Annotated in this window: 26 protein-coding genes; 12 read left to right on the top strand and 14 right to left on the bottom strand. The window is 64.3% G+C overall.

The genetic code is table 11. The annotated features are described in order from the left end of the window. Window positions 1-168: 168 nt before the first annotated feature. From A39O_RS0105725 to A39O_RS0105710, 4 genes are all read right to left on the bottom strand, one after another. Entirely contained in the window at window positions 169-498 is a 330-nt protein-coding gene (locus tag A39O_RS0105725) for a lysozyme inhibitor LprI family protein (RefSeq protein WP_020503742.1), read from the bottom strand. Window positions 499-582: 84 nt separating this feature from the next. After that, a complete protein-coding gene (locus A39O_RS0105720) occupies window positions 583-1,314 on the bottom strand; it encodes an LrgB family protein (protein WP_020503741.1) in 732 nt (243 codons plus the stop codon). After that, entirely contained in the window at window positions 1,307-1,678 is a 372-nt protein-coding gene (locus A39O_RS0105715) for a CidA/LrgA family protein (RefSeq protein WP_020503740.1), read from the bottom strand. The genes A39O_RS0105720 and A39O_RS0105715 overlap by 8 nt, the downstream gene beginning before the upstream one ends. Before the next feature lie 156 nt (window positions 1,679-1,834). Then, window positions 1,835-2,071, bottom strand: coding sequence for a hypothetical protein (locus A39O_RS0105710; RefSeq protein WP_020503739.1), 237 nt, complete (start codon window positions 2,069-2,071; stop codon window positions 1,835-1,837). 360 nt (window positions 2,072-2,431) lie between these two features. Between A39O_RS0105710 and A39O_RS0105705 the strand changes: the two genes are divergently transcribed. Further along, on the top strand, window positions 2,432-2,659 hold the full coding sequence (locus A39O_RS0105705; protein WP_020503738.1) for a hypothetical protein: 228 nt from the start codon (window positions 2,432-2,434) through the stop codon (window positions 2,657-2,659). An 87-nt stretch (window positions 2,660-2,746) separates the two neighbouring features. On the opposite strand, the gene A39O_RS36255 is transcribed toward A39O_RS0105705, so the two are convergent. The 6 genes from A39O_RS36255 to dapC form a co-directional block, all read right to left on the bottom strand. Further along, window positions 2,747-3,712: a glucosamine inositolphosphorylceramide transferase family protein gene (locus A39O_RS36255; RefSeq protein ID WP_051088767.1), complete on the bottom strand. Its 966-nt coding sequence runs from the start codon at window positions 3,710-3,712 to the stop codon at window positions 2,747-2,749. Between the two features lie 380 nt (window positions 3,713-4,092). After that, complete coding sequence (locus A39O_RS0105695) at window positions 4,093-5,169, bottom strand: hypothetical protein (RefSeq protein WP_020503736.1); 1,077 nt, start codon at window positions 5,167-5,169, stop codon at window positions 4,093-4,095. Window positions 5,170-5,304: 135 nt separating this feature from the next. Then, window positions 5,305-6,438 (bottom strand): succinyl-diaminopimelate desuccinylase, encoded by a 1,134-nt coding sequence (gene dapE / locus A39O_RS0105690; protein WP_020503735.1) that lies wholly within the window; start codon window positions 6,436-6,438, stop codon window positions 5,305-5,307. Next, on the bottom strand, window positions 6,438-6,782 hold the full coding sequence (locus tag A39O_RS0105685) for an ArsC family reductase (protein ID WP_020503734.1): 345 nt from the start codon (window positions 6,780-6,782) through the stop codon (window positions 6,438-6,440). Before A39O_RS0105685 ends, dapE begins: the two co-directional genes overlap by 1 nt. A gap of 18 nt (window positions 6,783-6,800) precedes the next feature. Then, window positions 6,801-7,622: a 2,3,4,5-tetrahydropyridine-2,6-dicarboxylate N-succinyltransferase gene (gene dapD / locus A39O_RS0105680; RefSeq protein ID WP_020503733.1), complete on the bottom strand. Its 822-nt coding sequence runs from the start codon at window positions 7,620-7,622 to the stop codon at window positions 6,801-6,803. A gap of 264 nt (window positions 7,623-7,886) precedes the next feature. Further along, complete coding sequence (gene dapC / locus A39O_RS0105675) at window positions 7,887-9,083, bottom strand: succinyldiaminopimelate transaminase (protein ID WP_020503732.1); 1,197 nt, start codon at window positions 9,081-9,083, stop codon at window positions 7,887-7,889. A 209-nt stretch (window positions 9,084-9,292) separates the two neighbouring features. On the opposite strand from dapC, the gene A39O_RS0105670 reads away from it, so the two are divergent. Beyond that, on the top strand, window positions 9,293-9,706 hold the full coding sequence (locus tag A39O_RS0105670) for a VOC family protein (protein WP_020503731.1): 414 nt from the start codon (window positions 9,293-9,295) through the stop codon (window positions 9,704-9,706). Here A39O_RS0105670 and A39O_RS40430 read toward each other — a convergent pair. The 4 genes from A39O_RS40430 to map form a co-directional block, all read right to left on the bottom strand. Further along, window positions 9,703-9,849: a hypothetical protein gene (locus A39O_RS40430; protein ID WP_020503730.1), complete on the bottom strand. Its 147-nt coding sequence runs from the start codon at window positions 9,847-9,849 to the stop codon at window positions 9,703-9,705. The two genes, A39O_RS0105670 and A39O_RS40430, sit on opposite strands and share 4 nt — an antisense overlap. A 489-nt stretch (window positions 9,850-10,338) precedes the next feature. Further along, window positions 10,339-11,013: a hypothetical protein gene (locus tag A39O_RS0105660; RefSeq protein ID WP_020503729.1), complete on the bottom strand. Its 675-nt coding sequence runs from the start codon at window positions 11,011-11,013 to the stop codon at window positions 10,339-10,341. Continuing rightward, window positions 11,000-13,669 carry a [protein-PII] uridylyltransferase gene (glnD, locus tag A39O_RS0105655; RefSeq protein ID WP_020503728.1) on the bottom strand — a complete coding sequence of 890 codons (2,670 nt, stop codon included), beginning with the start codon at window positions 13,667-13,669 and terminating at the stop codon, window positions 11,000-11,002. Before glnD ends, A39O_RS0105660 begins: the two co-directional genes overlap by 14 nt. After that, window positions 13,666-14,448, bottom strand: a complete 783-nt coding sequence (gene map / locus A39O_RS0105650) for a type I methionyl aminopeptidase (protein WP_020503727.1) — start codon at window positions 14,446-14,448, stop codon at window positions 13,666-13,668. Before map ends, glnD begins: the two co-directional genes overlap by 4 nt. Window positions 14,449-14,853: 405 nt before the next feature. Here map and rpsB point away from each other — a divergent pair, with 405 nt between their 5' ends. The 10 genes from rpsB to A39O_RS0105600 all read left to right on the top strand — a co-directional run bounded on the left by rpsB (window position 14,854) and on the right by A39O_RS0105600 (window position 25,127). After that, window positions 14,854-15,579, top strand: a complete 726-nt coding sequence (gene rpsB, locus A39O_RS0105645) for a 30S ribosomal protein S2 (RefSeq protein WP_020503726.1) — start codon at window positions 14,854-14,856, stop codon at window positions 15,577-15,579. A gap of 177 nt (window positions 15,580-15,756) precedes the next feature. Further along, window positions 15,757-16,641: a translation elongation factor Ts gene (gene tsf, locus A39O_RS0105640; RefSeq protein ID WP_026199195.1), complete on the top strand. Its 885-nt coding sequence runs from the start codon at window positions 15,757-15,759 to the stop codon at window positions 16,639-16,641. Between the two features lie 42 nt (window positions 16,642-16,683). Beyond that, window positions 16,684-17,418, top strand: a complete 735-nt coding sequence (gene pyrH / locus A39O_RS0105635; protein WP_026199194.1) for a UMP kinase — start codon at window positions 16,684-16,686, stop codon at window positions 17,416-17,418. A gap of 2 nt (window positions 17,419-17,420) precedes the next feature. Beyond that, window positions 17,421-17,978: a ribosome recycling factor gene (frr, locus tag A39O_RS0105630; protein ID WP_020503723.1), complete on the top strand. Its 558-nt coding sequence runs from the start codon at window positions 17,421-17,423 to the stop codon at window positions 17,976-17,978. Window positions 17,979-18,010: 32 nt separating this feature from the next. Next, window positions 18,011-18,799, top strand: coding sequence for a polyprenyl diphosphate synthase (gene uppS / locus A39O_RS0105625; RefSeq protein WP_040527206.1), 789 nt, complete (start codon window positions 18,011-18,013; stop codon window positions 18,797-18,799). Next, window positions 18,786-19,637: a phosphatidate cytidylyltransferase gene (locus A39O_RS0105620; RefSeq protein ID WP_020503721.1), complete on the top strand. Its 852-nt coding sequence runs from the start codon at window positions 18,786-18,788 to the stop codon at window positions 19,635-19,637. The genes uppS and A39O_RS0105620 overlap by 14 nt, the downstream gene beginning before the upstream one ends. Continuing rightward, a complete protein-coding gene (gene ispC / locus A39O_RS0105615) occupies window positions 19,634-20,821 on the top strand; it encodes a 1-deoxy-D-xylulose-5-phosphate reductoisomerase (RefSeq protein WP_020503720.1) in 1,188 nt (395 codons plus the stop codon). Before A39O_RS0105620 ends, ispC begins: the two co-directional genes overlap by 4 nt. Window positions 20,822-20,837: 16 nt before the next feature. Continuing rightward, window positions 20,838-22,178 (top strand): RIP metalloprotease RseP, encoded by a 1,341-nt coding sequence (gene rseP, locus A39O_RS0105610; protein ID WP_026199193.1) that lies wholly within the window; start codon window positions 20,838-20,840, stop codon window positions 22,176-22,178. Between the two features lie 140 nt (window positions 22,179-22,318). Further along, a complete protein-coding gene (gene bamA, locus A39O_RS0105605; RefSeq protein ID WP_051088766.1) occupies window positions 22,319-24,598 on the top strand; it encodes an outer membrane protein assembly factor BamA in 2,280 nt (759 codons plus the stop codon). A 40-nt stretch (window positions 24,599-24,638) separates the two neighbouring features. After that, window positions 24,639-25,127, top strand: a complete 489-nt coding sequence (locus A39O_RS0105600; RefSeq protein WP_020503717.1) for an OmpH family outer membrane protein — start codon at window positions 24,639-24,641, stop codon at window positions 25,125-25,127. Window positions 25,128-25,148: the final 21 nt, after the last annotated feature.

Below are 25,148 nucleotides of genomic sequence, written 5' to 3'. Positions count from 1 at the left end.
CCGCTGTAGGGTGGATAAGGCGCGCCGCTCGGTGTCAGGGGCCCGGCACGGCGGTCGCGCGCGCCGCATCCACCAGGGATCGCGCGATGCCGCCCAAATTTGGAATTACTGCCCCTACCCCGAGGCCATGTCTGGATATCAGGTGCGAAGGCGATAGTGAACGGTTCCTCAGCGGTCCTTCAGTTCGCGGATGCGTTCCTCATAGGATGCCTTGACGCACCCCCGCTGGTCACTCGACTTCCAGCAATCGTTGCGGCCCTTGATCCAGCCGCGCTGCTCGGCCTTGAGCAATTTCTGCTCGTTGGCCGGGGTGTGTTTCAGGACGACGCTGTAGAGGTTGGCCAGGCTGTGGTCCAGGGCGGCCAGTTCGGCGTCTTTGCAGATCAGCCCCTCGACTTCGTGGGATGCCTTGCTGCATGGGAAGCTCGGATTGGCGGCCCAGGCGGGCAGGGCGAGCAATCCGGTAAGGGCGGGCACTGCGAACAGGGACAGGCGCATGGTGCGATTCTCCTTGGATCTGGATGGTCCCACTGGACCGGTTCTGCTGAGTGTTCGATCTTAGGCGATTTCTGTCAAATCACTTTAATCCACGACCCCGATCCACCGCAGCAACGGCGGCAGCAACAGCGCGGTGACAAAGGCCGACAGTGCCATCGCCAGACCGGCGAAGGCGCCCATGACCGGGCTGACCTGAAAGGCGCGGGCGGTGCCGATGCCGTGGGACGTCAGACCCAGGGCGAAGCCCTTGACCGCGTCATCGCGCAGCCGCAGCAGCCGCAAGAGCCCGGTGCCGAGTACGGCGCCGACGATGCCGGTGCTGATGACCAGCACGGCCGTGAGTGACGGCAGTCCGCCGAGCTTTTCGCTGATGCCCATCGCCACCGGCGCCGTGACTGACTTGGGGGCCAGTGAGATCAGCGTCTTGGTATCCGCGCCGAAGAGCCTGCCGAGTGCGACCGCGCTCAATCCGGCGGTGGTCACCCCGGCCAGCAGGGCCGCCAGGATGGGCAGGGCCAGGGTCTTGAGCCGCTCGCGCTGGCGATAGAGCGGGATGGCGAGTGCCACGGTCGCCGGTCCGAGCAGAAAGTGCACGAACTGGGCACCGTCGAAATAGGTCTGGTAAGGCGTCCCGGTGAGTTGGAGTAGCGCTATCAGCAGGCCGATGGCGATGGCCACCGGGTTGAGCAGGGCATTGTCCCGGCCCAGCCGGTAGATCTTGAGTGCGATCAGGTAGCAGACCAGGGTGGCGGTCAGCCACAGCAGCGGCGAGGCGGCCAGGTAGACCCAGATCTGGGTCAAGGGGGCGTCATTCATGGCGGCCGCCGCGGCGCCAGGCCAGCAGACGCTGCACGCCCGCCATGGTGAGCGCGGTCACCGCGAGCGTGATGAGTGTGCCGAGGACCAGGGCGGCGGCGATGGCCGGCCATTGGTCGCGCACCCGTTCCCAGTGAACCAGGACCCCGACCCCGGCCGGAACGAACAACAGCGAGAGGTGGCCGAGCAGGGTGTCCGCGGTCTGTGCGACGCGCTCGGAAACACCGCCGCGCAGCCCCAGCCAGGCGAGCAGCAGCAACATGCCCAGCACGGGTCCCGGGACGGGCAGTCCGGAGACCAATACCAGCACTTCTCCGGCGAGTTGGCAGGACAGAATCAGGGTCAGGGCCTCAAGCAACTGCATGTCTCCAAGCGGGTAGGTGGTGGTTGCCCGTGGGCGCGGCCTCCGGTCGTGACGCGGTCTGGCGGTAAAGCCAACACCCAATTGTACCGCGGAACCGCGTCGCGGCCGCACGATGGCAGGGCGGGGCGGTTGTGGATGGGATACATCGGCATTGGCTCAAACGAGGCCCCAACCCTGCGCGTCGAGGATGTCCAGGATGTCTTGGCCGGTCGCGCTGCACCGCCACTGCGCCAGGGCGCCAAGGTCCTCCTCCTCCAAGCGGTCTCGGCAGCGATCAAAGAGCGCGGTGTAGACGCCCCCCGCACGCTCCGGCAATTGGTGCAAGGCCAATTGCCCACGCAGGCGCAGCCGGGTCTCCCAGGACGCCAGCGGGTCGGTGCGCAACGCCCGCATCAGTCACACGGTCGCGGATTCGACTTGGAGCGGAAAACAGCGATAGACTAGAGACGTCATCTCTAAAGTCATGACTTCATTCGGAACAAGTGAAGCACTCGCCGCGAGTCTGAAGCTAATCGATGACGCCAGGCCCAAGCCCGGTCTTTCGGCGCCCGCGGACTCCTGGGTTTTTTCCCTCGTACCCAAGCTCGGCTTAGGCGCGCGGTCGCGAAAGCGCTGCTTTCGGAACCAATGACACAAAGCGGAGCTTTGCGTACCGCCTTCCCATGCGGAGCTTAGGAACGAGTGAAGATGTCTATCGGTGGATAAGCGCGGCGCATCGACGAAACCACTCTCTTTGATTTAACGAGGTGCCACATGCAGATTGAGGTCAAAGTCTCGCTCGACGGCGTAGTGACTGCAAAATTGCCGGACCGCTACCGCGACAGGCAGGTGCGCGTGATCGTCGAGGACGAGGATGAGCGCCTGTCCCCCCAGTGGGCGCGACTCGCTGAGATCCTCGACCGGGCCGAGACCCTGACGATCACGCGCCGCAGTCATCGGGAGATACTGGAGGAGGTGCGGGGATTCCGGGAGTCCGTATGAAGCGCCGGCCGCGCGGGCGCGAACGGATACTTTGCCCCAAGCCCGCCGATGCCGGAACCACTAGGGCTCTGCGATGAAGGCTCCGCATCAGGAAGGCCGGGGCGCACGCTCAGTGTCCTCGGCCTGCTTCGTCGGCGTCCCCGGCGCCGGCCGCGGGATCAGGCGTTGCGCGTCCATGACCATCAGCCCCTGATGCCAGTCAAGGTGATGCAGGGCGCGCCAGCCGCCGGCCGCCGCACCCGTGGCGTGCCAGACCGGCCGCTCGCGGAAGCGCTCGGGCGTCAGTTCCAACACCTCGTTGAGGCCGAGTCCGTAACCATAGCGCGGAACCGAGTGCTGCACCGGGCGCAGCAGACGGCCCTGGTCATCGACGAAGACCCGTCCACCGGGCCGTGCGCCCGCGTAGTCGAGCACCAGCGGGTTGCCTGGATGGGCTGTCCAGCGGTCGCTGATGGGTGAATCGGCATGAAAGGCAAAGAGCGCGTTGTTGAGCCGCGCCTTACCCTGGCGGGCCGAGCAGAAGAGCCACCACCGGCCCTGATGTTCGAACAGGGTGGCATCGGCCGCCTGAATGTCCGCGAGCAGGGTGCCCACCCTGGTCCAGCCGAACGGGAAGCGGTCGCAGCGGTAGAGATCGACGCGGCGCGAGGCGGCGCTCTCGGGGACCAGATAGAGATTACCCGCGAAGCGGAACAGGAAGGGATAGGAGAGATGGCGTTCCTCATCGATCACCGGGACGGCCGGACCCAGGGGTTCGAGGTCCGCGCCGATCTCCAGGGCGCTGATGCGTCCTCTAGCCGTGTGCAGTGGGTACTCTTCCAGGTAGATGAAGCGCCGTCCGCCCTCGGACCAGGCGAACGGGTCGGCCCAGAAGCGATCGGCTGGCGGATAGAGCGGCTTGAGCCCCGCCGGGTCCGGGGCGCTCCAGTGCGACCGCTCGCGTTCCCCGAGCAGCAGGAACCACTGGGGCCAATGGGTGCGCTCGACGCGGGCGTCACGGCGCTTCTGTAGGCCGCGCGCGAGGGTCTGATAGATGCTCTTGAACGGGGTCAACGTGTCACCTATATCCAGAAATTGCTCGTGCCAAGGTGGCAAGGAACCGTTCATACTGGAGGTCGAAGCTTTACCGTGAAAGTCGCGCAACGACCCTGTGGGAGCGGCGTCCCGCCGCGACGGGGCCGGGCGCGTAACCCTACCGTTCGAGGTCACCGCGGCACCGTATCGCGGCGGGACGCCGCTCCCACGGGGGACATCCATCTTCCGGGGTGGCTGATCTTCTTTCCATGGCCGTTAGCCGGACGAGGGCCGCCCAGACGCGGAGTCGACCGGCTAAAGCCTCGACCTCCGGTTTTCTTGCGGCCGGAATGATGATGAAGGCCCGCGCGAAGATCATCAACCGAACTCGATTACGAATACGACAACGCGTTTCAGGCTCATCCACCATCCCCATCCCCCTGGGTGACATAGATCCCCGCGGCAGCGGCCGGCAGCGCCCGGACCATGAGCGGTTGCGGCCGGTCGGATTTGGTGAGCCGCGGAACAAACCCCATGGATTGAAAGAGCGCCGCGGTCCCGTCGCCGCAGGCAAAGACCTCGACCCGTTCCGCCCGCCAGGTGCGCAGCGCGCACAGCGCGCCGGCCGTCAATGCGTCGATCGCCTCGCGATCTCCCGGTGCGGTCAGCAAGTCGACGATCTTGGCCCAGCGCCGCTGCCCCTTGGTGTAGGTGAGCAGTACGGCATAGCCGCGCAGTCGGGCGCCATCGCCGGTGGTCAGGACTTGGTAATGGTCGCTCTCGGGATGCCGACGGTAACGCCAGTTGAGGGTTTGGGCGTCGCGCCGACAGATGGCCGGGTAGAGCGGGTGCACGGTATCCCAGAGGTGATCGAAACGCGCGTCGAAGGCGCCCGTCAGCACCTCGACCGGGAGTCGGGGTTTGGCACCGCGCGGCAGGGCCAGGTCAGCCAGGCTGCCGATCAGGCCGCCCAGGCGCTGTCCGAGTGCCCGCCCCAGGGTGTGTTTGAGCGACACCCGACGGTGCAAGGACCCGCTCGCGCCCATGGCCGTGAATCCAATCCGCTCCAGGATGACCATCATGGGGTCTGAGATATGCTTGGCGAGTTGGATCTGACCCGCTGCGGCCTGGTCCAGGAGTGCTGCCGCGATGCCGCCTGAGAGGTCGGGGGCGTCGGCCGGGGCGCTGCGTCGGTGCTCCTTGAGTGCCTGGCGCATCAAGCCCCAGTGGACCAGGACGTCGAAGCACCAGTGCGCGCTCACCGGTGCGCCGCCGAGATGGAGTCCGGCGGGGGTGGTACTCAGATTGCCGATGATCCGACCCCGCCAGTCGGCGACCATCCCCCGGTAACCCGGTGTCGGCAGCCGCGGGTCCTGATGCCATTGCCAGTCCCACAGGCGCTCGGCACGCTGCGCCTGCGCGTGGCCGAAGACCTCGGCGATCCGCTCGACGATCTGCGGGCGGTCGGCGTCGGTACCCGGCCGGATGGCGATCATTGGGGAAGGTTCTTCATGGTTCACCGGGCCTTGGTCATGGCTCCGGCCGGCTGGAGTCCCAGGCTTCAGCCTGGGATCGGCAGGCCAAGGCTGACGCCTTGGACTGCAACGGCGCATTGCCGGCCGAAACGATGATCACGGCCGCCCGAGCAGTCGTTCGAGAATGCGCTGGTAAATGACTGACAGTTGGTCCAGGTCGGCGACGCTGACGCATTCGTCCACCTGGTGGATGGTGGCATTGCGCGGGCCGAACTCCACGACCTGGGCGCCGGTGGGGGCGATGAAACGCCCGTCGGAGGTGCCGCCGGTGGTGGATGGCTGCGTCGCGATCCCGGTCACCGCGGTGATTGCCGCGGCGGTGGCGGCGACCAGTTCTCCGGCCGGGGTGAGGAAGGGGTTGCCCGAGAGGCGCCAGGTCAGATCATAGTGGAAGCCGCCGGCGTCGAGCAGGCGGCGCACCCGGGTTTCGATCCGCTCGGCCGTCAATTCGGTGGAGAAGCGCAGGTTGAACTGGGCGGTGAGTCGGCCGGGGATCACGTTGTCGGCCCCGGTGCCCATGTTCAGATTGGCGATCTGGAAGCTGGTCGGCGGAAAGTGCGCGTTGCCCTGGTCCCAGACCTCGGCGCACAGGGCGGCGAGGGCGCCGACACAGGCGTGGAAGGGGTTGTTGGCGCGCTGCGGATAGGCCACATGGCCCTGCTTGCCGTGCACCGTCAAGAGCCCGGTCAGGCTGCCGCGACGCCCGACCTTGAGACAGTCGCCGAGTTGCTCCAGGCTGGAGGGCTCGCCCACCAGACAATAGTCGATCTGCTCGCCGCGTGCCGCGAGGGTTTCCACGACCTTGACGGTCCCCTCGGTGGCGATGCCCTCCTCGTCGCTGGTGATCAGGAAGGCGATGGAGCCAAGATGGTGCGGGTGGGCGGCGACGAAATGCTCGGCGGCGGTGACCATGGCGGCCAGTGAGCCCTTCATGTCGGCGGCCCCCCGGCCGTAGAGCATCCCCTCGCGGATCTGCGGATCGAAGGGGTCGCTGGCCCAGTCGGCCAGCGGTCCGGGCGGGACCACGTCGGTGTGGCCGGCGAAGCAGAACAGCGGACCGGACTGGCCGCGGCGCGCCCACAGATTGGTCACCTCGCCGAACGGCATGGGCTCGATCCGGAAACCGACCGCGGCCAGGCGTTCGGCCATCAGATCCTGGCAACCCGCGTCGACGGGGGTTACCGATGGCCGGCGGATCAGTGCGCGGGCCAGGTCGAGGGTGTCGGACATCAGCCCAGCAGCTCCGTATAGGTGGACTCGGAAAACCCCAGCGCGCGGGTCTCCCCGGTATCGAGCAGGGGTCGGCGAATGCTGGACGGGTGCTCCAGCATGATGTGGATCGCGGATTCCTGGTCGATCCCCTCTCGCGCCGCGTCCGGCAGCGTGCGCCAGGTCGTGCCGCGGCGATTGAGCAGGGCGTCCCAGCCCAATTCATCCACCCAGGCACGCAATTGCGTCTCGGTCAGTCCATCCTTGCGATAGTCATGAAAGCGGTAGTCGACGCCGTGCAGCGCCAGCCAGCGGCGCGCCCGCTTGATGGTATCGCAGTTGGTGATGCCGTAGAGGGTGATCATTGACTGACCGCTGGCCGCTCAGATGTCCCGCAACAACTCATTGATCCCCACTTTGCTCCGCGTCTGCTCATCCACCTGCTTGATGATCACGGCGCAGTAGAGGCTGTGCGTGCCGTCCTTGGCCGGCAGGTTGCCGGGGACGACCACGGATCCCGGGGGGATGCGTCCGTAGAGGATTTCACCGGTCTCGCGGTTGTAGATCTTGGTGCTCTGGCCGATATAGACCCCCATCGAGATCACCGCGCCGGTGCCGACGATGACGCCCTCGACGATCTCCGAGCGGGCACCGATAAAGCAGTTGTCCTCGATGATGGTCGGTGCCGCCTGGACCGGCTCCAGCACGCCGCCGATCCCCACGCCGCCCGAAAGATGTACGTTCTTGCCGATCTGGGCGCAGGAGCCGACCGTGGCCCAGGTGTCCACCATGGTGCCGCTGTCCACATAGGCGCCGATGTTGACATAGGAAGGCATGAGCACACAGGAGGGGGCGATGTAGGCGCCGCGGCGGGCGGTGGCCGGCGGCACCACGCGTACGCCGGTCTCGCGGAACTCGCGTGAGTTCATGTCGGCATACTTGGACGCCACCTTGTCGTAATAGTTGGTGAAGCCGCCCTTGATGAACCAGTTGTCCTCGATGCGAAAGGACAGGAGCACGGCCTTCTTGATCCACTCGTTGACCACCCAGCCCCCGTCGCGCGGTTCGGCGACCCGCAGTTCGCCGCGGTCCAGGTGCCCGATGACCTCCAGCACGGCGTCGCGGACATGGGTCTCGACGTTGCGGGGGGTAATCTCGGCGCGGCGCTCAAAGGCCTCGACGATGATGGATTGGGTGTCGCTCATAGTGGCTCCGGCAGATCCAATGTAGTTAGGAAAAAGGTTAGGGCGTCATCTTACAGGATCATTTCAGCTTCCAGCGGTCAGCTGCCGGCTTTGACCAGCAATTCCAAATTTTGGCGGCATCGCGCGGGATCTAGGTGGATGCGGCGCGCTCGACCGCGGTGCCGGGTCCCTGACACCAGGCGGCGCGCCTTATCCACCCTACGGCGCAGCCGCTTTTGTAGGGTGGATAAGCGCAGCGCATCCACCATCAGCCTCGCAGCCGGCTCACAGCCCCTCGACGAAGCGGCGGATCCGCCAGGCGGCCTCCACGCACTCATCCAGGGGCGGAACCAGGGCGATGCGTACCCGGTTGGCTCCCGGGTCCTGCCCATTATGTGGGCGGGACAGGAAACTCCCCGGCAGCAGGGTGACGTTTTGCTCCGCGAACAACCGGCGCACGAAGTCGGTGTCCGGGATCGGCGTCCGCGGCCACAGATAAAAGCCGGCGGCCGGGGCCTCGACCGGCAGGACCGGCGCCAGCAGCTCGACGACCGCGGCGAACTTCTCGCGATACAGCGCGCGGTTGGCGCGCACATGGGCCTCGTCCGACCAGGCGGCGAGACTCGCATGTTGGGTCGGCAGCGGCATGGCGCAGCCGTGGTAGGTCCGGTAGGCGTAGAACTGCTCGATCAGTCGCGCATCCCCGGCGACGAATCCGGAGCGCAGCCCCGGCGCGTTGGAGCGCTTCGACAGACTGTGAAAGCAGATGCAGCCGGTGAATTGCGTATTGCCCAGCGCCGCCGCGGCCTGCAACAGGCCCGGTGGGGGGGTCGACTCGTCCAGATAGAGTTCCGCATAACACTCGTCCGAGGCGATCACGAAATCATGGGCCTGGGCCAGTTCGATCAGGCGGCTTAAGCTGTCCAGATCGAGCACGGCACCGCTCGGGTTGGCCGGGGAGCACAGATAGAGCAACCGGCAGCGGTCCCAGGTGGCGGCATCGACCGACGCGAAGTCCGGGAAGAACCCGTTCTCGGGCAGACAGGGCAGGAAGTGCGGTTGCGCCCCCGCGAGCAGGGCCGCGCCCTCGTAGATCTGATAGAAGGGGTTGGGCATCAGCACCAAGGGCGCGCGGCTGGGGTCGACCACGGCCTGGGCGATGGCGAACAGGGCCTCGCGGGTGCCGTTGACCGGCAGAATCTGGCGCTCCGGGTCCAGCGACCCCGCGGGGAGCGCGAAGCGTCCGGTGAGCCAGTCGGCGATGGCTTGACGCAGGGCCGGCAGGCCGCGCGTGCTCGGGTAGACGGCCAGGCCGTGCAGATGGGCGATCAGCGCTTCGGTGATCAGCGAGGGGGTCGGGTGACGCGGCTCGCCGATGTAGAGCGCGATCGGCTCCAACGTGCGCGGCGGTTCGCAGCCGGCCTTGAGCGCGGCCAGTTTCTCGAACGGGTAAGGCTGGAGCTGGGCGATGCCGGGGTTCATTGGGCCGGCACCGGCAGCGTGTCGCCAGGGATGGCGCATGGCCGCGTCTGGGGGTCGCGCCAAACCGTGATAACGCCGAAAGCAGCAGGATTTTTCAACTTGGGTACCGGTCCGCATGACGCAGCGGCGCGGAACGCGGCAACTGCGGTGCAACGAAAAGGCGCTAGTATAGGCCAAGCCTGATACCGGCTCTATGCCGCGGAGGACCGATGCCGCTGATCTTCGATCTGCACCATGCCAGTCTGCTGGTGGCCGACACCGCCCGCTCGTTGGCCTTCTACCGTGACCTGCTGGGTCTCAGCGTCGACCCGACGCGGCCGGATTTGGGCTTCCCTGGGGTCTGGCTCCAGGTCGGCAGGTGCCAGATCCATCTGCTCGAATTGCCCAATCCCGATCCGGTCGCGGGGCGGCCCGCCCATGGCGGGCGCGATCGTCATGTCGCTCTGATGGTTGCGGACCTGGAGCCCTTGCTGGCCCGGCTCGCGGCCGCCGGGGTCCCATCGACCATGAGCCGCTCCGGTCGGCGGGCGCTGTTTTGCCGCGATCCGGACGGCAATGCGTTGGAGTTCATGGAAGTGCGCGACGGCCCGGAGTGCCGCTCCGCGGGGGCCGACAGGGGCTAGAAGCCGACCTTCGGGAGCTGTTCCCCGGTGGCCGCGTCCCGGATATAGACGTTGCGTTTGTTGTCAACAGCACGTTCGCCGAGCACGGCGATCTCGGCGGCCCCGTTGCCGTTGAGGTCCGGCAACACATCGGCGCCTTTCATCTCAACGGAAGAAAGAGAAGAAATCCTCTCACAAAGACACAAAGATATAGGAGCCTTTCATGGCTTCTTATCGCTCTTTTCTTCTTCGTGTCTTTGTGTCTTTGTGTCTTTGTGAGAGCATCTTCTTTTTCGGTGAGAGCGCGTAGGTTGCCGTGAAAGTCCGGCGGGCGGTGGCATAACCACACCCCTCGCCGTCTCAAAGAGACACGATACGGATACGAAGCCTGCTGAGCATCCGGCGGTCGGCCAAGCACCACCCCCGTGGGTGCCTATAGCGTCGTGCCTTCGGCTCGGCACCGCTAAGGATAGCCGAACTTTCATGGGCAGGGGTGAGCGAGCCGATCATGACCGTTGGGGTGAGCGAGCGCGCACCCCAATGCTCCCCCTGGTGGAGAAATGCCGGCAGAACCCCGTAACCCCTTGAAAGCATGTTCATGAAAGGAACCGTTCGCCAATAAGTGAAACAAGTCCATTGTCACTAGGCGAGGTTTAGTAGCCGCGGAAATACCAGAGGTTGTTCCAGTCTTGGGGCGTGTAGCTCCGGGTGTGGGGGGGCGGCGGTGCCTCCAGGTCCGCGGCACCGGGGACCAAGGCCGGTGCCCCGCGGTTGAGGTCGGCCGCCCGGAACGGGTCGCCGAGGGGCGCCGTGTCCGCGGCAGCGGATCCGCGTGGCGCGGTATTGGGTGTCACTTCACTCCAAGGCTCCACCCAAGGGTCGGCAAGGGTTGGGCCCATCCCTCGAAAGTAGCCCCGGTCCTGCTCGAGGCGCTGTTTGCGCGCCTCGCGGCGCCGTTGGACGTTGTCTTCCCAGGCCTCGTGTTGGGCCGCGCCCCAGGGATCATTCGCCCGACGCCGGGCCTCGAAGGACTCGCGGTTGGCTTGGCGCCGCGCCTCGGCGGCTTGACGTTGCGTGCGCACCTCGTCGAGCCAGGGGGTCGGCGGTTCGCCGACGGCTGCTTGTGCGATGGTGATCGGCAAGGCGGGGGCCGGCAGCCGTGCATGCGCGCTTGGGTCGGCGGTGGGGATGGTGCCGGCCTGGGTGAGCGGCATTGCCAGCAGCATCAGGATGGTCAGCGCGGTTCGGCAGTGCGCCTGCCGATCCTCGCCGCGGTGGGCGCGTCGTACGGAGCGGGGCGGCAGTTGGCGGGGTTCAAGGTTTGGCATGACCTTCGAGCCGATTGTGGATTTCACGACGCAGGCAGGCGAGTGCCGTGGTGCAGGTAATGGGGGCGTCGTCCGCGGTGGTAATGAAGAACACGTCGTCCACCTCGGCGCCGACGGTGGCGATCTTGGCGTTGTGCAACCGCACACCGCAGCTCTGGAATACCTCACCCACCTCGGCCAGGAGACCCGGTCGATCCAGTGTGGCGAGACGCATCACGGTGCGGTGATTGGCCTCATCCGCGGAGAAGGTGACCCGCGTCTCGATCGGGAAATGGCGATGGCGGCGCGGCAGGCTGCGCGCCACCTGGATGCCGCCGCGGGCGTGGGCGCGCAGGTCCGTGTCCAGCGCGGCACGGATCTCCTCCATCCGTAGCGAGTCATTGACCGGATGGCCGTCCAGATCCAGCACCTGATAGGTGTTGACCGCCATCTGGTCATCGGTGGTCATGACGCGCGCGTCCATGATGCTCAGGCCCATCTGATCGAGCAGCGCGGTGGTGCGGGCGAACAGGTTGGCGCGATCCGGGGTGTAGATGAAGATTTCGGTGCCGCCGCGGGCGGTGACCGGGCGGATGACGACCAGCGGCAGTTCGCTTGGGTCGGTGTCCAGGATCTGGCGGGTCTGCCAGGCGATCTCATCCGGTGAGTTGTGCAGGAAGAAGTCCAGGCTGAACTTGATCCAGAGCGCGGTACAGGCGTTCGGGTTGCCGCCGTAGCGTTGGACCAACCGCTTGGCCTCGTTCTGTTTTTGCTCGATCAGTTGGTCTTGGGCTTGCGGGTGCTCCAGACCGCGCAGCAGGGCGCGCCGGGTGGCGTGATAGAGTTCTCGCAACAGGGCGTCCATCCAGCCGTTCCAACGTGCCGGGTCGGTGGCGCGGGCGTCCGCGACCGTCAGCAGGTAGAGGTAATCCAGACGGGTGGTTTCCCCGACCAGTTCGGCGAAGGTCTGCACCACGTCGGGGTCGCTGATATCTTTGCGCTGCGCGGTCATGGACATCAGCAGGTGTTTCTCGACCAGCCAGGCCACCAGCCGGCTGTCGAATTCGGACAATCCGTGCAACCGGCAGAAATCCTTGGCGTCGCGGGCGCCCAACAGGGAGTGATCGCCGCCGCGGCCTTTCGCGATGTCGTGAAAGAGGCCGGCGAGGTACAGGATTTCCATCTTGGGGATGCGCAGCGTCACCGCGCTGCACAGAGGGAATTCCTCGTCGTGCTTGGCGATGGTGAAGCGGCGCAGGTTACGCAGGACAGTGAGCGTATGCTCATCGACCGTGTACACATGAAAGAGGTCGTACTGCATGCGCCCGACGATGTTGGCGAAGGCCGGAATGTAGGCGGCCAGGACGCCGTAGCGGTTCATCCGCCGCAGGGCGTGGGTGAGGCCGCGGGGCTCGCGCAGGATCTCCATGAACAGGCTGCGCGCCCGCAAATCCGCGCGGAAGCTGTCATCGATGCGGTGACGGTTCTCGCGGATGGCGCGGATGGTGCTGGCACGCACGCCTTGAAGCTCCGGGCGGGTCTGGAGGATGTGAAACACCTCCAGGAGCGCGACCGGGTAGCGTTGAAAGACGGTGGGTGAACTGACTTCCAGAAAGCCGCTGCGGGACTGAAACCGCTTGTTGATCGGCACCGGGGGGCCGATGTCGTCGTGCAGCAGAATGGCCTCACGGAACAGTTGCAGGAGCATCTCGTTCAGGCGGTTGAGATCCTGCACCGTCCGGTAGTATTGCTGCATGAACTGCTCGACGCCGAGGTTGTGCGCGCCGTCGGAGAAGCCGAATTGTTGCGCCAGGGTCCGCTGGTAGTCGAACAGGAGTCGGTCCTCGCGGCGTCCGGTGAGCCGGTGCAGTGCGAAACGGATACGCCACAGGTGATTCTGCCCTTCGATCAGGGCCAGATACTCGGGCTCGGTGAGGAAGCCTTGGGTGACCAGTTCGTGCAGGGTGGAGGCGGCGAAGTGCCGCTTGGCGACCCAGCCGATCATCTGGATGTCGCGCAGCCCGCCGGGATTCTCCTTGATATTGGGTTCGAGGTTGTAGGCGGTATCGCCGTACTTGTGCCAGCGCGCCTGCTGCTCGGCGGTCTTGGCGGTGAAGAACGCCTGGCTGGTCCACAGCCGGTCCGGGCCGGTGGCCGCGCGCATCCGCTGGAACAGGCCCTCGTCACCGACCAGCAGACGGGCCTCCAGCAGGTTGGTGATCACGGTGACATCGCTTTGGGCTTCGCTCTCGCATTCGGCCACGCTGCGTACGCTGTGGCCGACCTCGAGGCCGATGTCCCACAAGAAGGTCACCAACTGCTCCAAGGCGTCGAACAGCGCGGCCTCGGTCTGCGGTTCCACCAGGATGAGGATGTCGAGGTCCGAGGCCGGGTGCAGTTCTTGCCGCCCGTAGCCGCCGACCGCGGCCAAGGCGACCCCGGCGCTGTCGCCGACGTGATGATGCCAGACCTCGCGCAGCACCCCGTCGGTGAGTTGGCTCAGGGCCAGGACCAGGTTGGTGACCGGGACGCCCCGATCAAATTGTTGAAACAGGATGTCCCGACCGGCGCGCAACCGTTGACGATAGACGGGGATCAGATCCCGCGTCGTGGCGGGGGCCGCGCACGCGTCGGCGGGCGACACCGCAAGCGCCTGGGCTCGCTCGGCCGCGCTCATGGAAGGGCGACCGCGTCGCGTTCTTCCGCCCGCAGGGTCAGCACCTCGCATCCCTCCTCGGTGACCAGCAGCGTGTGTTCCCATTGTGCCGACAGGCTGCGGTCCTTGGTCACCACGGTCCAGCCGTCCGGGAGCAACTTGATGAAGCGTTTGCCGGCGTTCACCATGGGTTCGATGGTGAAGCACATCCCGGGGCGCAGCACCAGTCCTTCGCCGGGTTTCCCGTAGTGCAGGACCTGGGGATCCTCGTGGAACTCGCGTCCGATCCCGTGTCCGCAATATTCGCGGACCACCGCGTAGCCCTGGGACTCGACGAACTGCTGGACGGCGTAGCCGATATCGCCGAGCGTGGCGCCGGGTCGCACCGCGCTGATCCCGCGGAAGAGCGCCTGCCGGGTCACGGTGACCAGGCGCCTGGCCAACACCGAGGGCTCGCCGACGAAGAACATCATGCTGGTATCCCCGTGATACCCGTCCTTGATCACGGTGATGTCAATGTTGACGATGTCGCCTTTCTTCAGGCGCTTGTTGCTCGGGATGCCGTGGCAGACCTGGTGATTGACCGAGGTGCAGATCGACTTGGGGAATCCCCGATAGTTGAGGGGTGCGGGGATGGTGCCCTGAACCCGAACCATGTAGTCGTGGCAGGTCCGATCCAACTCCTCCGTGGTGATGCCGGGTTGCACTATATCAGCTATCATATCAAGGACATCGGCAGCGAGTCGCCCGGCGACACGCATGCGCTCGATAGCCTCGGGAGTCTTGATCTGCACACTCATTGGGCGGTTGGATGCGTCCACACGAAACCTGAATTCTTTTGAAAAAACCGAAGGTCAGCCGTTGCTGAGATTGCCGAGGCTTAACCCCTATGGTATAAAACGCGGCGCGCTGCCGCAAACGACCGTGCACCTGTTCTGAAAATTGAGGACAGACCTGCCCTTACCAAGCGAAAAATTCTGATTTTTCGCTTTATTTTTAGGGCAGATGGTTTTTCATGAGAGACCCGTGTTCCGGGCCTGATCATTAACAGTTCGGCCGATTTCGGTCAGCCGGATCTTTGTCCGCACACGCGTCGTCACATGCTGCCGGGTGCCCCGTCCAGGCGTTGACTGGGGGGTTGCCGCATGGGACGCGTGGAGGCTCAACCCACTACACCTGAGGAATCGACCGTGAGCGACGTATCCATGCGCCAGATGTTGGAGGCCGGTGTCCATTTCGGCCACCAGACCCGCTACTGGAACCCCAAGATGGGCGCCTTCATCTTTGGTCACCGTAATAAGATTCATATCATCAACCTGGAAAAGACGGTGCCGCTCTTCCAGGATGCGATGAACTTCGTCGGGACACTTGCGTCCAACGGCGGCAAGATTTTGTTTGTCGGGACCAAGCGGGCCGCGCGGGACGCCATCCGTGAGGAGGCTCTGCGTTGTAACATGCCGTTTGTCAACCATCGCTGGCTTGGCGGAATGCTCACCAACTTCAAGACCATCCGCCAGTCGATCAAGCGGCTGAAGGATCTGGAGGTGATGTTCGAGACCGGTGGCAGCGAGCGATTCAACAAGAAAGAGGCGCTGGACCTGGCCCGTGAACGCGACAAGCTCGAGCAGAGCCTGGGCGGGATCAAGGACATGGATGGATTGCCCGATGCGATGTTCGTGATCGATGTGGGCCACGAGAAAAATGCCGTGACCGAGGCCAACAAGCTCGGTATTCCGGTGATCGGCGTGGTCGACACCAACAACGACCCCAGCCGGGTGGACTACGTGATCCCCGGCAACGATGACGCCATTCGGGCCGTGCGGTTGTATATCGCCGGCGCCGCCGATGCGGTCCTCGACGGGCGCGACACCGCGGCCGGCATGGTCTCGGGCCGCGAGTCCGAGTTTGTCGACACCGCGCCTCGGGATTAGGGCTGTCCGGTAAGTCATCGAGTGGGGCGCCGGATTCTGCCGCGCCCCGCTAAATCACGCGCGGCCCGCGGCGGCTCCCCCTGGAGGGCTTCCCCGCAAGGGCATTCATTTCCGTGTGCTGCCCGCAATCGAACGCATCGATGGCCGGGTGCTACAGTCGTATCGAGGGTATTTGGCATGGCGATCTCAGCGGCAACTGTGAAAGAACTCCGTGAGCGCACCGGCGCGGGGATGATGGAATGTAAGAATGCCTTGGTGGAGGCCGGTGGGGATATCGAGGCCGCCATTGAGGCCATGCGTAAGTCCGGCCAGGCCAAGGCCGCCAAGAAATCCGGGCGCATCGCCGCCGAAGGCGCGGTGGTGATCGAGATCGCCGCGGACGGTCGGCAGGGCGTCCTCGTCGAGATCAACTGCGAGACCGATTTCGTGGCCAAGGACGCCAGTTTTGGCCATTTTGCCGCGGCGGTCGCCACGACTGCCCTGAACAGCGCCGCCCCGGATGCCGCGGCCCTGGCGGAGTTGCCGCTGGCGGGTGAGCCCGGGATGACGGTCAACGGCGCCCGTGAGGCGTTGATCACCAAGATCGGCGAAAATGTTCAGGTGCGTCGTCTGGTGCGGTTCGATGGGGCCGAAGGCAGGCTCTACAGTTATCGCCACGGGTTGCGCATCGGTGTGCTGGTCGAACTGGTTGGTGGTGACGAGACCCTCGGGCACGACATCGCGATGCATGTGGCGGCCAGTAACCCGCTCTGTCTGAGTGCTGACGAGGTGGCACCTGAGACACTGGAGAAAGAACGCGAAATTTTCCGTGCCCAGGCGCTGGAGAGTGGTAAACCAGCCAACATCGTCGATAAGATGATCGAGGGTCGCGTGCGCAAGTTCATGGAGGAGGTCACGTTGCTCGGCCAGCCGTTCGTCAAGGACCCGGATCTGAGTGTGGAGAAGCTCGTGAAGCAGGCCGGCGCCCGGATTCGGCGTTTCGCCCGCGTTGAGGTCGGCGAGGGCATCGAGAAGCGAACCGAGAACTTTGCCGAAGAGGTCATGGCACTTCAGAAGGACTGAGGCGATTGCTTGCTACTCGTACCGTGAAAGAGGAGAAACCTGATGACCGCTCCGCCCCATCGGCGCATCCTATTGAAGCTCAGCGGCGAGGCGCTGATGGGAAGCGGCCGTGGAAGCGGCAATGACAGCATCGACCCGGCCATTCTGGAGCGGTTCGCGTCCGACGTGAAGGACCTGGCGGCGGCCGGGGTTCAACTGGCCCTGGTGCTCGGCGGCGGGAATATTTTCCGTGGCGCCGGGCTGGCCGCCACGGGACTGAACCGTGTGACCGGGGATCAAATGGGAATGCTGGCGACCGTGATGAATGCACTGGCCATGCAGGATCAGCTCGAACGCCTCGGGGTGCGGACTCAGGTCTTGTCGGCACTCCGGATCGACCAGGTTTGCGAAGGGTATTCCCGGCAGCGCGCGATGACTGCGCTCGAACAGGGGCAGGTCGTGCTCTTCGCCGCGGGGACCGGGAATCCGTTGTTCACCACGGATTCCGCGGCCAGTTTGCGGGCTATCGAAATCGGTGCCGATCTGCTGATCAAGGCCACCAAGGTCGCCGGGGTCTATTCCGCCGACCCGGTGCTCGACCCGGATGCGACCTTTTACCCCCGGATCAGTTACGATCGTGCCCTGCGCGAGGGGTTACAGGTCATGGACACCACGGCCATCGTGTTGTGCCGGGACCATGGCATGCCGCTGCGTGTGATGAATATCAACGAACCAGGTGCCCTGCTGCGCTTGCTGCGCGGCGAAGATGTGGGCACCCTGGTGGCAAGTGGTGAATGACTATGATCAATGACATCAAGAAAGATGTGGCGCTGCGGATGAGTAAGAGCGTCGAGGCGCTTGGCCACGAGTTGGCGAAGATCCGCACCGGGCGTGCCCATCCATCGCTGCTCGATCACGTGATGGTGTCCTACTATGGCTCCGAGATGCCGATCCGGCAGGTGGCCAATGTCATCGCCGAGGATGCCCGCACCCTGGCCGTGACACCCTGGGAAAAAGGGATGGTGCAGGCGGTCGAGAAGGCCATCATGCAGTCCGATCTGGGTCTCAATCCAAATACCGCGGGGACCGTGATCCGGGTGCCGATGCCGGCCCTGACCGAGGAGCGTCGCCGCGATCTGATCAAGGTGGCGCGGCATGAGGCGGAGCAGGCGCGGGTCGCGATGCGTAACATCCGCCGTGATGCCAATGCCGAACTCAAGGACATGGTGAAAGAGAAGATGATTTCCGAGGACGACGAGCGGCGCGGCGCCGAGGTCGTCCAGAAATTGACTGATCAGTACGTTAAAGACGTGGACTTGGCCCTGGCGGCCAAGGAAGAAGACCTGATGTCGATCTGAGGACCGCTACGCGCAGCCGAAGCAAAGAAGACGTGGATACGGAATCCCCTGCAAACGGGGTACAAGCGGATCAGCGGCGCGTTCCCAAACACGTCGCCATCATCATGGACGGTAACGGACGTTGGGCCAATCAACGCAACCGTGCCCGCACCTGGGGCCACCGGGAGGGTGTGAAGAGCGTGCGCGCGGTGGTGGAAGAGAGCGTGCAGCGGGGCGTCGGGACCCTGACCCTGTTCGCCTTCAGCAGCGAAAACTGGCGCCGACCGCCCACCGAGGTCAGTCTCCTGATGGACTTGTTCCTGAGTACCCTGCGCGGCGAGGTGCGACGCCTGAACGAGAATGGCGTGCGGCTGCGTGTCATCGGGGAGCGGCGGGCCTTCAGTGAGAAACTCCAGCGGCGGATTGCCGACGTGGAAGACCTCACCGCGAACAATACCAAATTGAACCTCCTGGTGGCGGCCAACTATGGTGGTCGCTGGGATGTCACGCAGGCGGCCCGGCGCGTCGTCGCCGATGTGTTGGCGGAGCGTCTCGATCCCGCCGCGATCGATGAGCGGGCCGTCGCTGCGCGCTTGTCGTTCGCGGACCTGCCCGACCCTGATCTCTTCATTCGCACCGGTGGCGAGAAGCGGCTGAGCAATTTCATCCTGTGGCAGTCGGCCTACGCCGAGTTGTATTTCACCGACATCCTGTGGCCGGAATTCGGTGCAGCGGCCTATGGCCAGGCCCTGGACGATTTCGCGCATCGCCAGCGTCGTTTTGGTTTGACCGGAGAGCAGGTCGCGTCGCAAACCGGGGTAGCCGGCGATGCTTGGCGCTAGCCTGTTGCGCGGCGGCAGTGCGCTGCGTCAGCGAACCTGGACGGCCCTGATCCTGGGACCCGCGGTCGTGGCGGCCGTGGTGTGGCTGCCGGCGCCCGGATTCGCGGTCTTTCTTGCCCTGGTCATCCTGGTCGGCGCCTGGGAATGGAGTGGGCTCGTCGGTCTCGAAGCACCGGCGGTGCGCGGCGGGTACCTCGTCCTGGTGGGCGTCACCCTGGGTGTTCTCTGGCTCGTGCCCGACTGGCGTTCGTGGATCATCGGTCTCGGTGTCGGCTGGTGGGTGATCCAGGTCGTGGTCTTGGCGCGGGTGCGCCGGATTGATTCGCGACCGGGTCCGGATGTTGCTGCCGCGTTGGCCGGGCTGCTGGTTCTGAGTGCGCCCTGGGGGGCGCTGGTCGAATTGCGGGCCAGCGCCGCGACGGGGCCGTTACTCGTGCTGTTTCTGTTTCTGCTGGTCTGGATTGCCGACTCGGCCGCCTATTTCGTGGGCCGGCGCTGGGGGCACGCGAAGCTCGCCCCGGTGTTGAGTCCGGGCAAGACCCTGGCGGGTGTTTACGGCGCCTTGGCGAGCGCCGGCCTGGGTGGTGTCCTCTTGAGTTTCCTGTTCTCCGCCGGCATTCCAGAAACCCTGTTTTGTGTTTTTTTGTGTACGGTAACGGTCGCGATTTCCATCGTGGGTGATCTTTACGAGAGCCTGCTCAAACGCCGTCGCGGCGTGAAAGACTCAGGTCAGTTGCTCCCGGGGCACGGGGGTATGCTCGACCGCATCGATAGCTTGACCGCGGCAGCGCCCGTGTTCACGCTTGGCATCTTATACTTAGGCTGGGTGCACCCATGATTGGCGTCGCTGTTCTCGGTTCCACTGGTTCTATCGGTCTGAGTACGCTCGACGTGTTGGCGCGCCACCCGGAGCGTTTCCGGGTGGTCGCGCTGACCGCGCACCGCAATGTGGAGCGGCTGGCCGAACAATGCCGCCGCTATCGGCCGCAGGTGGCCGCCATGGCTGACCCTGACGCGGCTGCGCGTCTCGCGTCACTGCTCGGCGGTATGCCCGGTGCTCCCGAGATTCTGTCCGGAGTCGAGGGTCTGGAACAGGTTGCGGTCCTGCCGGAGGCCGGTTATGTGATGGCGGCCATCGTCGGTGCCGCCGGCCTGCGGCCGAGTCTGGCGGCGGCCCGCGCGGGTAAGCGTGTGCTGCTGGCGAACAAAGAATCCCTGGTCATGGCCGGTGCCCTGTTCATGGACGCGGTGGCCGACAGCGGGGCTGAATTGTTGCCCATCGACAGCGAACACAATGCGATCTTTCAGTGCCTGCCCGGCGGGTTTCGTGCCGGCCTGGCCAAGGTGGGCGTGGAGCAGATCCTGCTGACCGCATCGGGCGGTCCATTCCGCGATTGGCCAACGGACCGGCTGGCCACGGTGACGCCGGCGCAAGCCTGCGCTCATCCGGTCTGGAGTATGGGGCAGAAGATCTCGGTGGACTCGGCGACCTTGATGAACAAGGGGCTGGAGGTCATCGAGGCGTGCTGGCTGTTCGGGACGGGTCCGGAGCGGATCACCGTGGTCGTGCATCCGCAGAGTACGATCCACTCGCTGGTCCAGTACAAGGACGGGTCCGTTCTGGCCGAACTGGGCAACCCGGATATGCGCACGCCGATTGCCCATGCCCTGGCTTGGCCGGAGCGGTTCGACTCCGGGGTTGCTCCCCTGGATCTCGTCGCCGTCGGCCGTCTCGACTTCCAGGCTCCGGATCCGGCACGCTTCCCGTGCCTGCAGCTCGCATTCGAAGCCGCGCGGGCCGGCGGTTCCGCCCCGCTGGTGCTCAATGCGGCCAATGAGGTGGCAGTGGCGGCCTTTCTCGAAGGTCGGGTCGATTTTCCAGGGATTGCACGCGTGGTTGCGGAGACACTGCAATCGACCGCCATACAATCCGTCGAGGGGCAGGGACTCGAGGCCCTGATCGCGCTCGATCAGCAGGCACGCGCCACGGCGGAACAAATCATCGTCGACGTGCCCGGTTGAAGTGCACACTATGTCCATGCCGCTGCCACTCGACATCTTCTACTTCCTGATCGCGCTGGCGATCCTGATCAGTGTTCACGAATTTGGTCACTTCTGGGTCGCGCGCCTGGTCGGGGTCAAGGTCCTGCGCTTCTCCATCGGCTTTGGGCGCGCACTGCTGCGCTATCAGCGCAACCCGGACACGACCGAGTACGTGCTCGCCGCCATTCCACTCGGCGGCTACGTGAAGATGCTCGATGAGCGTGAGGAAGAGGTTCCGGCGCACCAGGTGGATCAGGCGTTTAATCGTCAGGTCTTGTGGAAGCGTTTCGCCGTCGTCGCGGCGGGGCCGCTGTTCAACTTTTTGTTCGCGATCCTCGCCTACTGGGCGGTGTTCATGGCTGGTGAGTCCGGCTTGCGCGCCGTCGTGGGGTCGGTCGAGCCGGATTCGATCGCGGCTCAGGCCGGTTTTCAGGAGGGTGACTCACTGGTGCGGGTGGGCGACCGTGACGCGCCGATTTGGGAGCGCGTCGTGTTCGCCCTGATGCTGGAGCAGCGCAGCGGTCAGGACCTGCGTGTGACGGTACGCGACGCCTCCGGACGGGAACAGGAGCGCTGGATCGACGCGGAGCCTTTGTCGACCCTGCCGGAGGACGCCAGCGTCCTTGAAGGGCTCGGACTGCATCCGCAGAAGCCCCGGTTCGCCGCGGTCATCGGCAAGCTGATCCGGGGTGAGCCGGCGGCGCAGGCGGGTCTGGCGGTCGGTGACCGCATCTTGAGTGCGGACGGCGAACCGATCCGGGATTGGGATCACTGGGTCGAGACGGTGCAGTCCAGTCCGGGACAGGCGTTGCGGGTTGCGGTCGAACGCGACGGCGAACCCCTCACGATCGCACTGACCCCCCGCGCGGCCGAGAAAGATGGTGTGACGGTTGGACGCATCGGTGCCGAGGTCCTGGTGGAGCGGGTTCAGGTCCGCTATGGTCCGGTCGAGGCGCTGGTTGCGGCCCTGGTCAAGACCGGCGACCTGAGCTACCTGACCGTGCGCGTGATTGGACGCATGCTGGTGGGGCAGGCTTCGCTGGAGAATCTCAGCGGGCCCATCACCATCGCCAAAGCCGCGGGTCAGACCGCGACCATCGGATTCGACTCGTTCCTGAAGTTTCTGGCAATCGTCAGCATCAGTCTTGGAGTCTTGAATTTGCTGCCGATTCCGATCCTCGACGGCGGCCATCTACTGTACTTCGCCATCGAGTGGATCAAGGGCAGCCCCCTCTCCGATGCCGCTCAGTTGCAGGGCCAGAAGCTTGGCATTGTCATGCTGGCCGCCCTGATGGGGCTGGCGTTTTATCTGGATCTCTCCCGGATCTTTGGTTAGCCGCTGATGATCCCTTATACTACGTGCCTTTAGCCGCCGCTTCGCGCGACGGTGTTCGGCTTGATCGAGGGGAAGTGCCTGTGCGCGTTCTAATTGCTGGCATCGGCGGCGGTAGGCGTCGTCCTCTCGTCGCCCTGCTGATGACATGTGCAATCCTGTTTGGCGGCCGCGTGTCCGCGGATCAGTTCCAGATTGCCGATATCCGGATCGAGGGTCTGCAGCGCATCGCCCCAGGGACGGTGTTCAACTATCTTCCGGTCCAGGTCGGTGATACCGTTGGCGACGACGTGACCGCCAATATCATCCGCGCCCTTTACCAGACCGGGTTCTTTGACGATGTGCGCGTGGAACGTGACGGCAGCGTGTTGGTGCTGACCGTTCAGGAGCGTCCGGCGATCGCTCAGATCGAGTTTGTCGGAAACAAGGATATCGATGAACCGACCCTGCGTAAGGCCATCGAGGAGATCGGCTTGAAAGAGGGTCGGGTCTTCAACCGTTCGGTGCTCGATCGCATCGAACAGGAACTGGAGCGCCAGTATTTTTCACGCGGCAAGTACGGTGTCCTGATCGTCTCCACCGTTTCCCCGCTCGAACGAAATCGCGTTGCCATCCGCATCGACGTGACCGAAGGTCTCACGGCGCGTATCAAGCAGATCAATATCATCGGGAACCAGGCGTTCGATACCAAGGAACTGCTCAAACAGTTCGATCTCGGTGCCACCGGTTGGCATTCATTCTATTCCAAGAACGATCAGTACTCGAAGCAAAAGCTCGCGGGTGATCTGGAGCGGTTGCGTTCCTATTACCTCGACCGCGGCTATATCAAGTTCGATATCAAGTCGACGCAGGTCTCGATCAGTGCCGATAAGAAAGAAATTTATGTCACGGTTGTGGTCGACGAGGGTAGCCCCTACACGGTGAGCGACATCAAGCTGGCCGGTGAGCCCGCGGTCCCCGTGGAGAAGGTGTTTCCGATGATCCAGTTGCGGCGGGGCGAGAGCTTTTCGCGCAAACTGACCACCGAGAGCGCCGAGCGCATCTCCGCTTTGTTCGGCGACGAGGGCTATGCCTTCGCCAACGTCAATCCGGTACCTGAGGTCAACGACGCCACCAAGCAGGTGGTGTTGACCTTCTTCGTGGATCCGGGTAAACGCGTCTATGTTCGCCGGGTCAATATGAAGGGCAATACCCGTACCCGTGACGAGGTGTTGCGGCGCGAACTGCGTCAACTGGAGAGTGCCTGGTTTTCCGCGGCCTTGGTCAAGGAGTCACGCGAACGCCTCAATCGGCTCGGCTATTTCGAAGATGTGACGACCGAGACGCCGCCGGTGCCCGGCACCGCGGATCAGGTCGACGTCAACTTCACGGTCCGCGAGAAGCCCGCGGGCAATCTCATGGCGGGCATCGGCTACTCGCAGTCGCAGGGCGTGCTGTTCAACGCGAGCATCAATCAGAACAACTTCCTGGGAACCGGGAAACGGGTGTCGCTGGCATTCAACACCAGTGACGCCAACACCCTGTATCAGTTCAGCTACCAGAATCCGTACTACACGATCGACGGCATCAGCCGCGGTTTCGAGTTTTCTTACCGCGAGACGAACTTCAGCAATCTGATCGGTGCTGATTACGCGACCAATGTCGGTATCGTCGGGATGAACTTCGGTTTGCCGATCTCGGCGACCAGTCGGGCCGGTATGGCGCTGCGCTACCAGTACACCGAGTTCATGGCCGGCTATTCCGTGCTGGCGCAGGATTTCGTTCTGCAGAACGGCTCTGAATTCAATGATTTCATTGTCAGCGCGAGCTATGTCAACGACACCCGCGATAAGGCCGTCTTCCCCCGAAAAGGGAGTATCCAGACCATACGCGGCGAGGTCGCGGTCCCGGGCAGCGATCTGACCTACTACCGCATCGGCTATCAAGGCAACACTTACATCCCCTTGACCTCCCGCTTCGTTCTTTCCCTGAGTGCCGATCTTGGCTACGGCGACGGCTATGGCGACCTGAATTACTTGCCGTTCTGGGAAAATTACTACGCCGGTGGTCCGCGGTCGGTGCGTGGCTATGTCGCCAACTCACTGGGGCCGCGCGAGACGCTCCTGACGGATGATCCGGTTGGTGGTAACGTCAAAATGGTTGGAAGTATCGAACTGATGGCGGCTCCGCCATTGGGCGGAGAGATCGAGAAGACGGTACGCGTGGGACTGTTTTTTGACGTGGGTAACGTCTGGGTGACTCAGGACACGCCCTTGGTCACGCCGACCGGATTCAATTTCGGTGAAGTGCGGTACTCGACCGGTATCGCTGCCAGTTGGTTGTCACCGGTCGGGGCCTTGACCCTCAGTATGGGTTGGCCGCTGAACTCGAAGCCGGAGGATGAGACACAGATCTTCCAGTTCGGCATCGGTCAGACCTTCTGAGTCGAGAGTGTCGAACGTGAAGCTCTCGCAAGTCGGAGTCATGGTCCTGACCTTGATGTCGGTGCCGTGCGTCGGTGCGGATCAATACAAGATCGGCGTGGTCGACCCGAACCGGGTGGTGGAACTCTCACCGCAATACGAGGCGGCCGGCAAGGCATTGCAGGTGGAGGTCGAAGAGCGTGAGCGCAATCTGCGTCAGCAGCAGGAGCAGATCACGATCCTGCAACGCAAGCTCGAACGCGATTCCGCGCTGATGAGCGAAAGCGAGATGCAGCGGCTGCAAAACGACATTCGCAGCCGCACGCGCAAGCTCAAGTATGCTCAGGACGAGTTTCAGGAAGACGTCGCCTTGCGTCAAAATGAGTTGCGCACCAAACTGGCGAAGCAAGTGCGTGAGGTGGTGGTAGAACTTGCCAAAGAACAAGGGATCGACCTGGTGATTACCGAGGGCCTCGTGTACTACAGCCCGCGCATGGATATCTCGGACCTGGTCATCGAGCGATTGAAACGGGATTCGAGCAACAAGTGAGCCGGAGCGAGTGGATGTCGT

It is taken from the genome of Lamprocystis purpurea DSM 4197, assembly GCF_000379525.1.
Taxonomy (GTDB): Bacteria; Pseudomonadota; Gammaproteobacteria; order Chromatiales; family Chromatiaceae; genus Thiodictyon; species Thiodictyon purpureum.
Note: the sequence above shows the minus strand (reverse complement) of the source record. Positions and strands in the feature narration are given on the sequence as shown.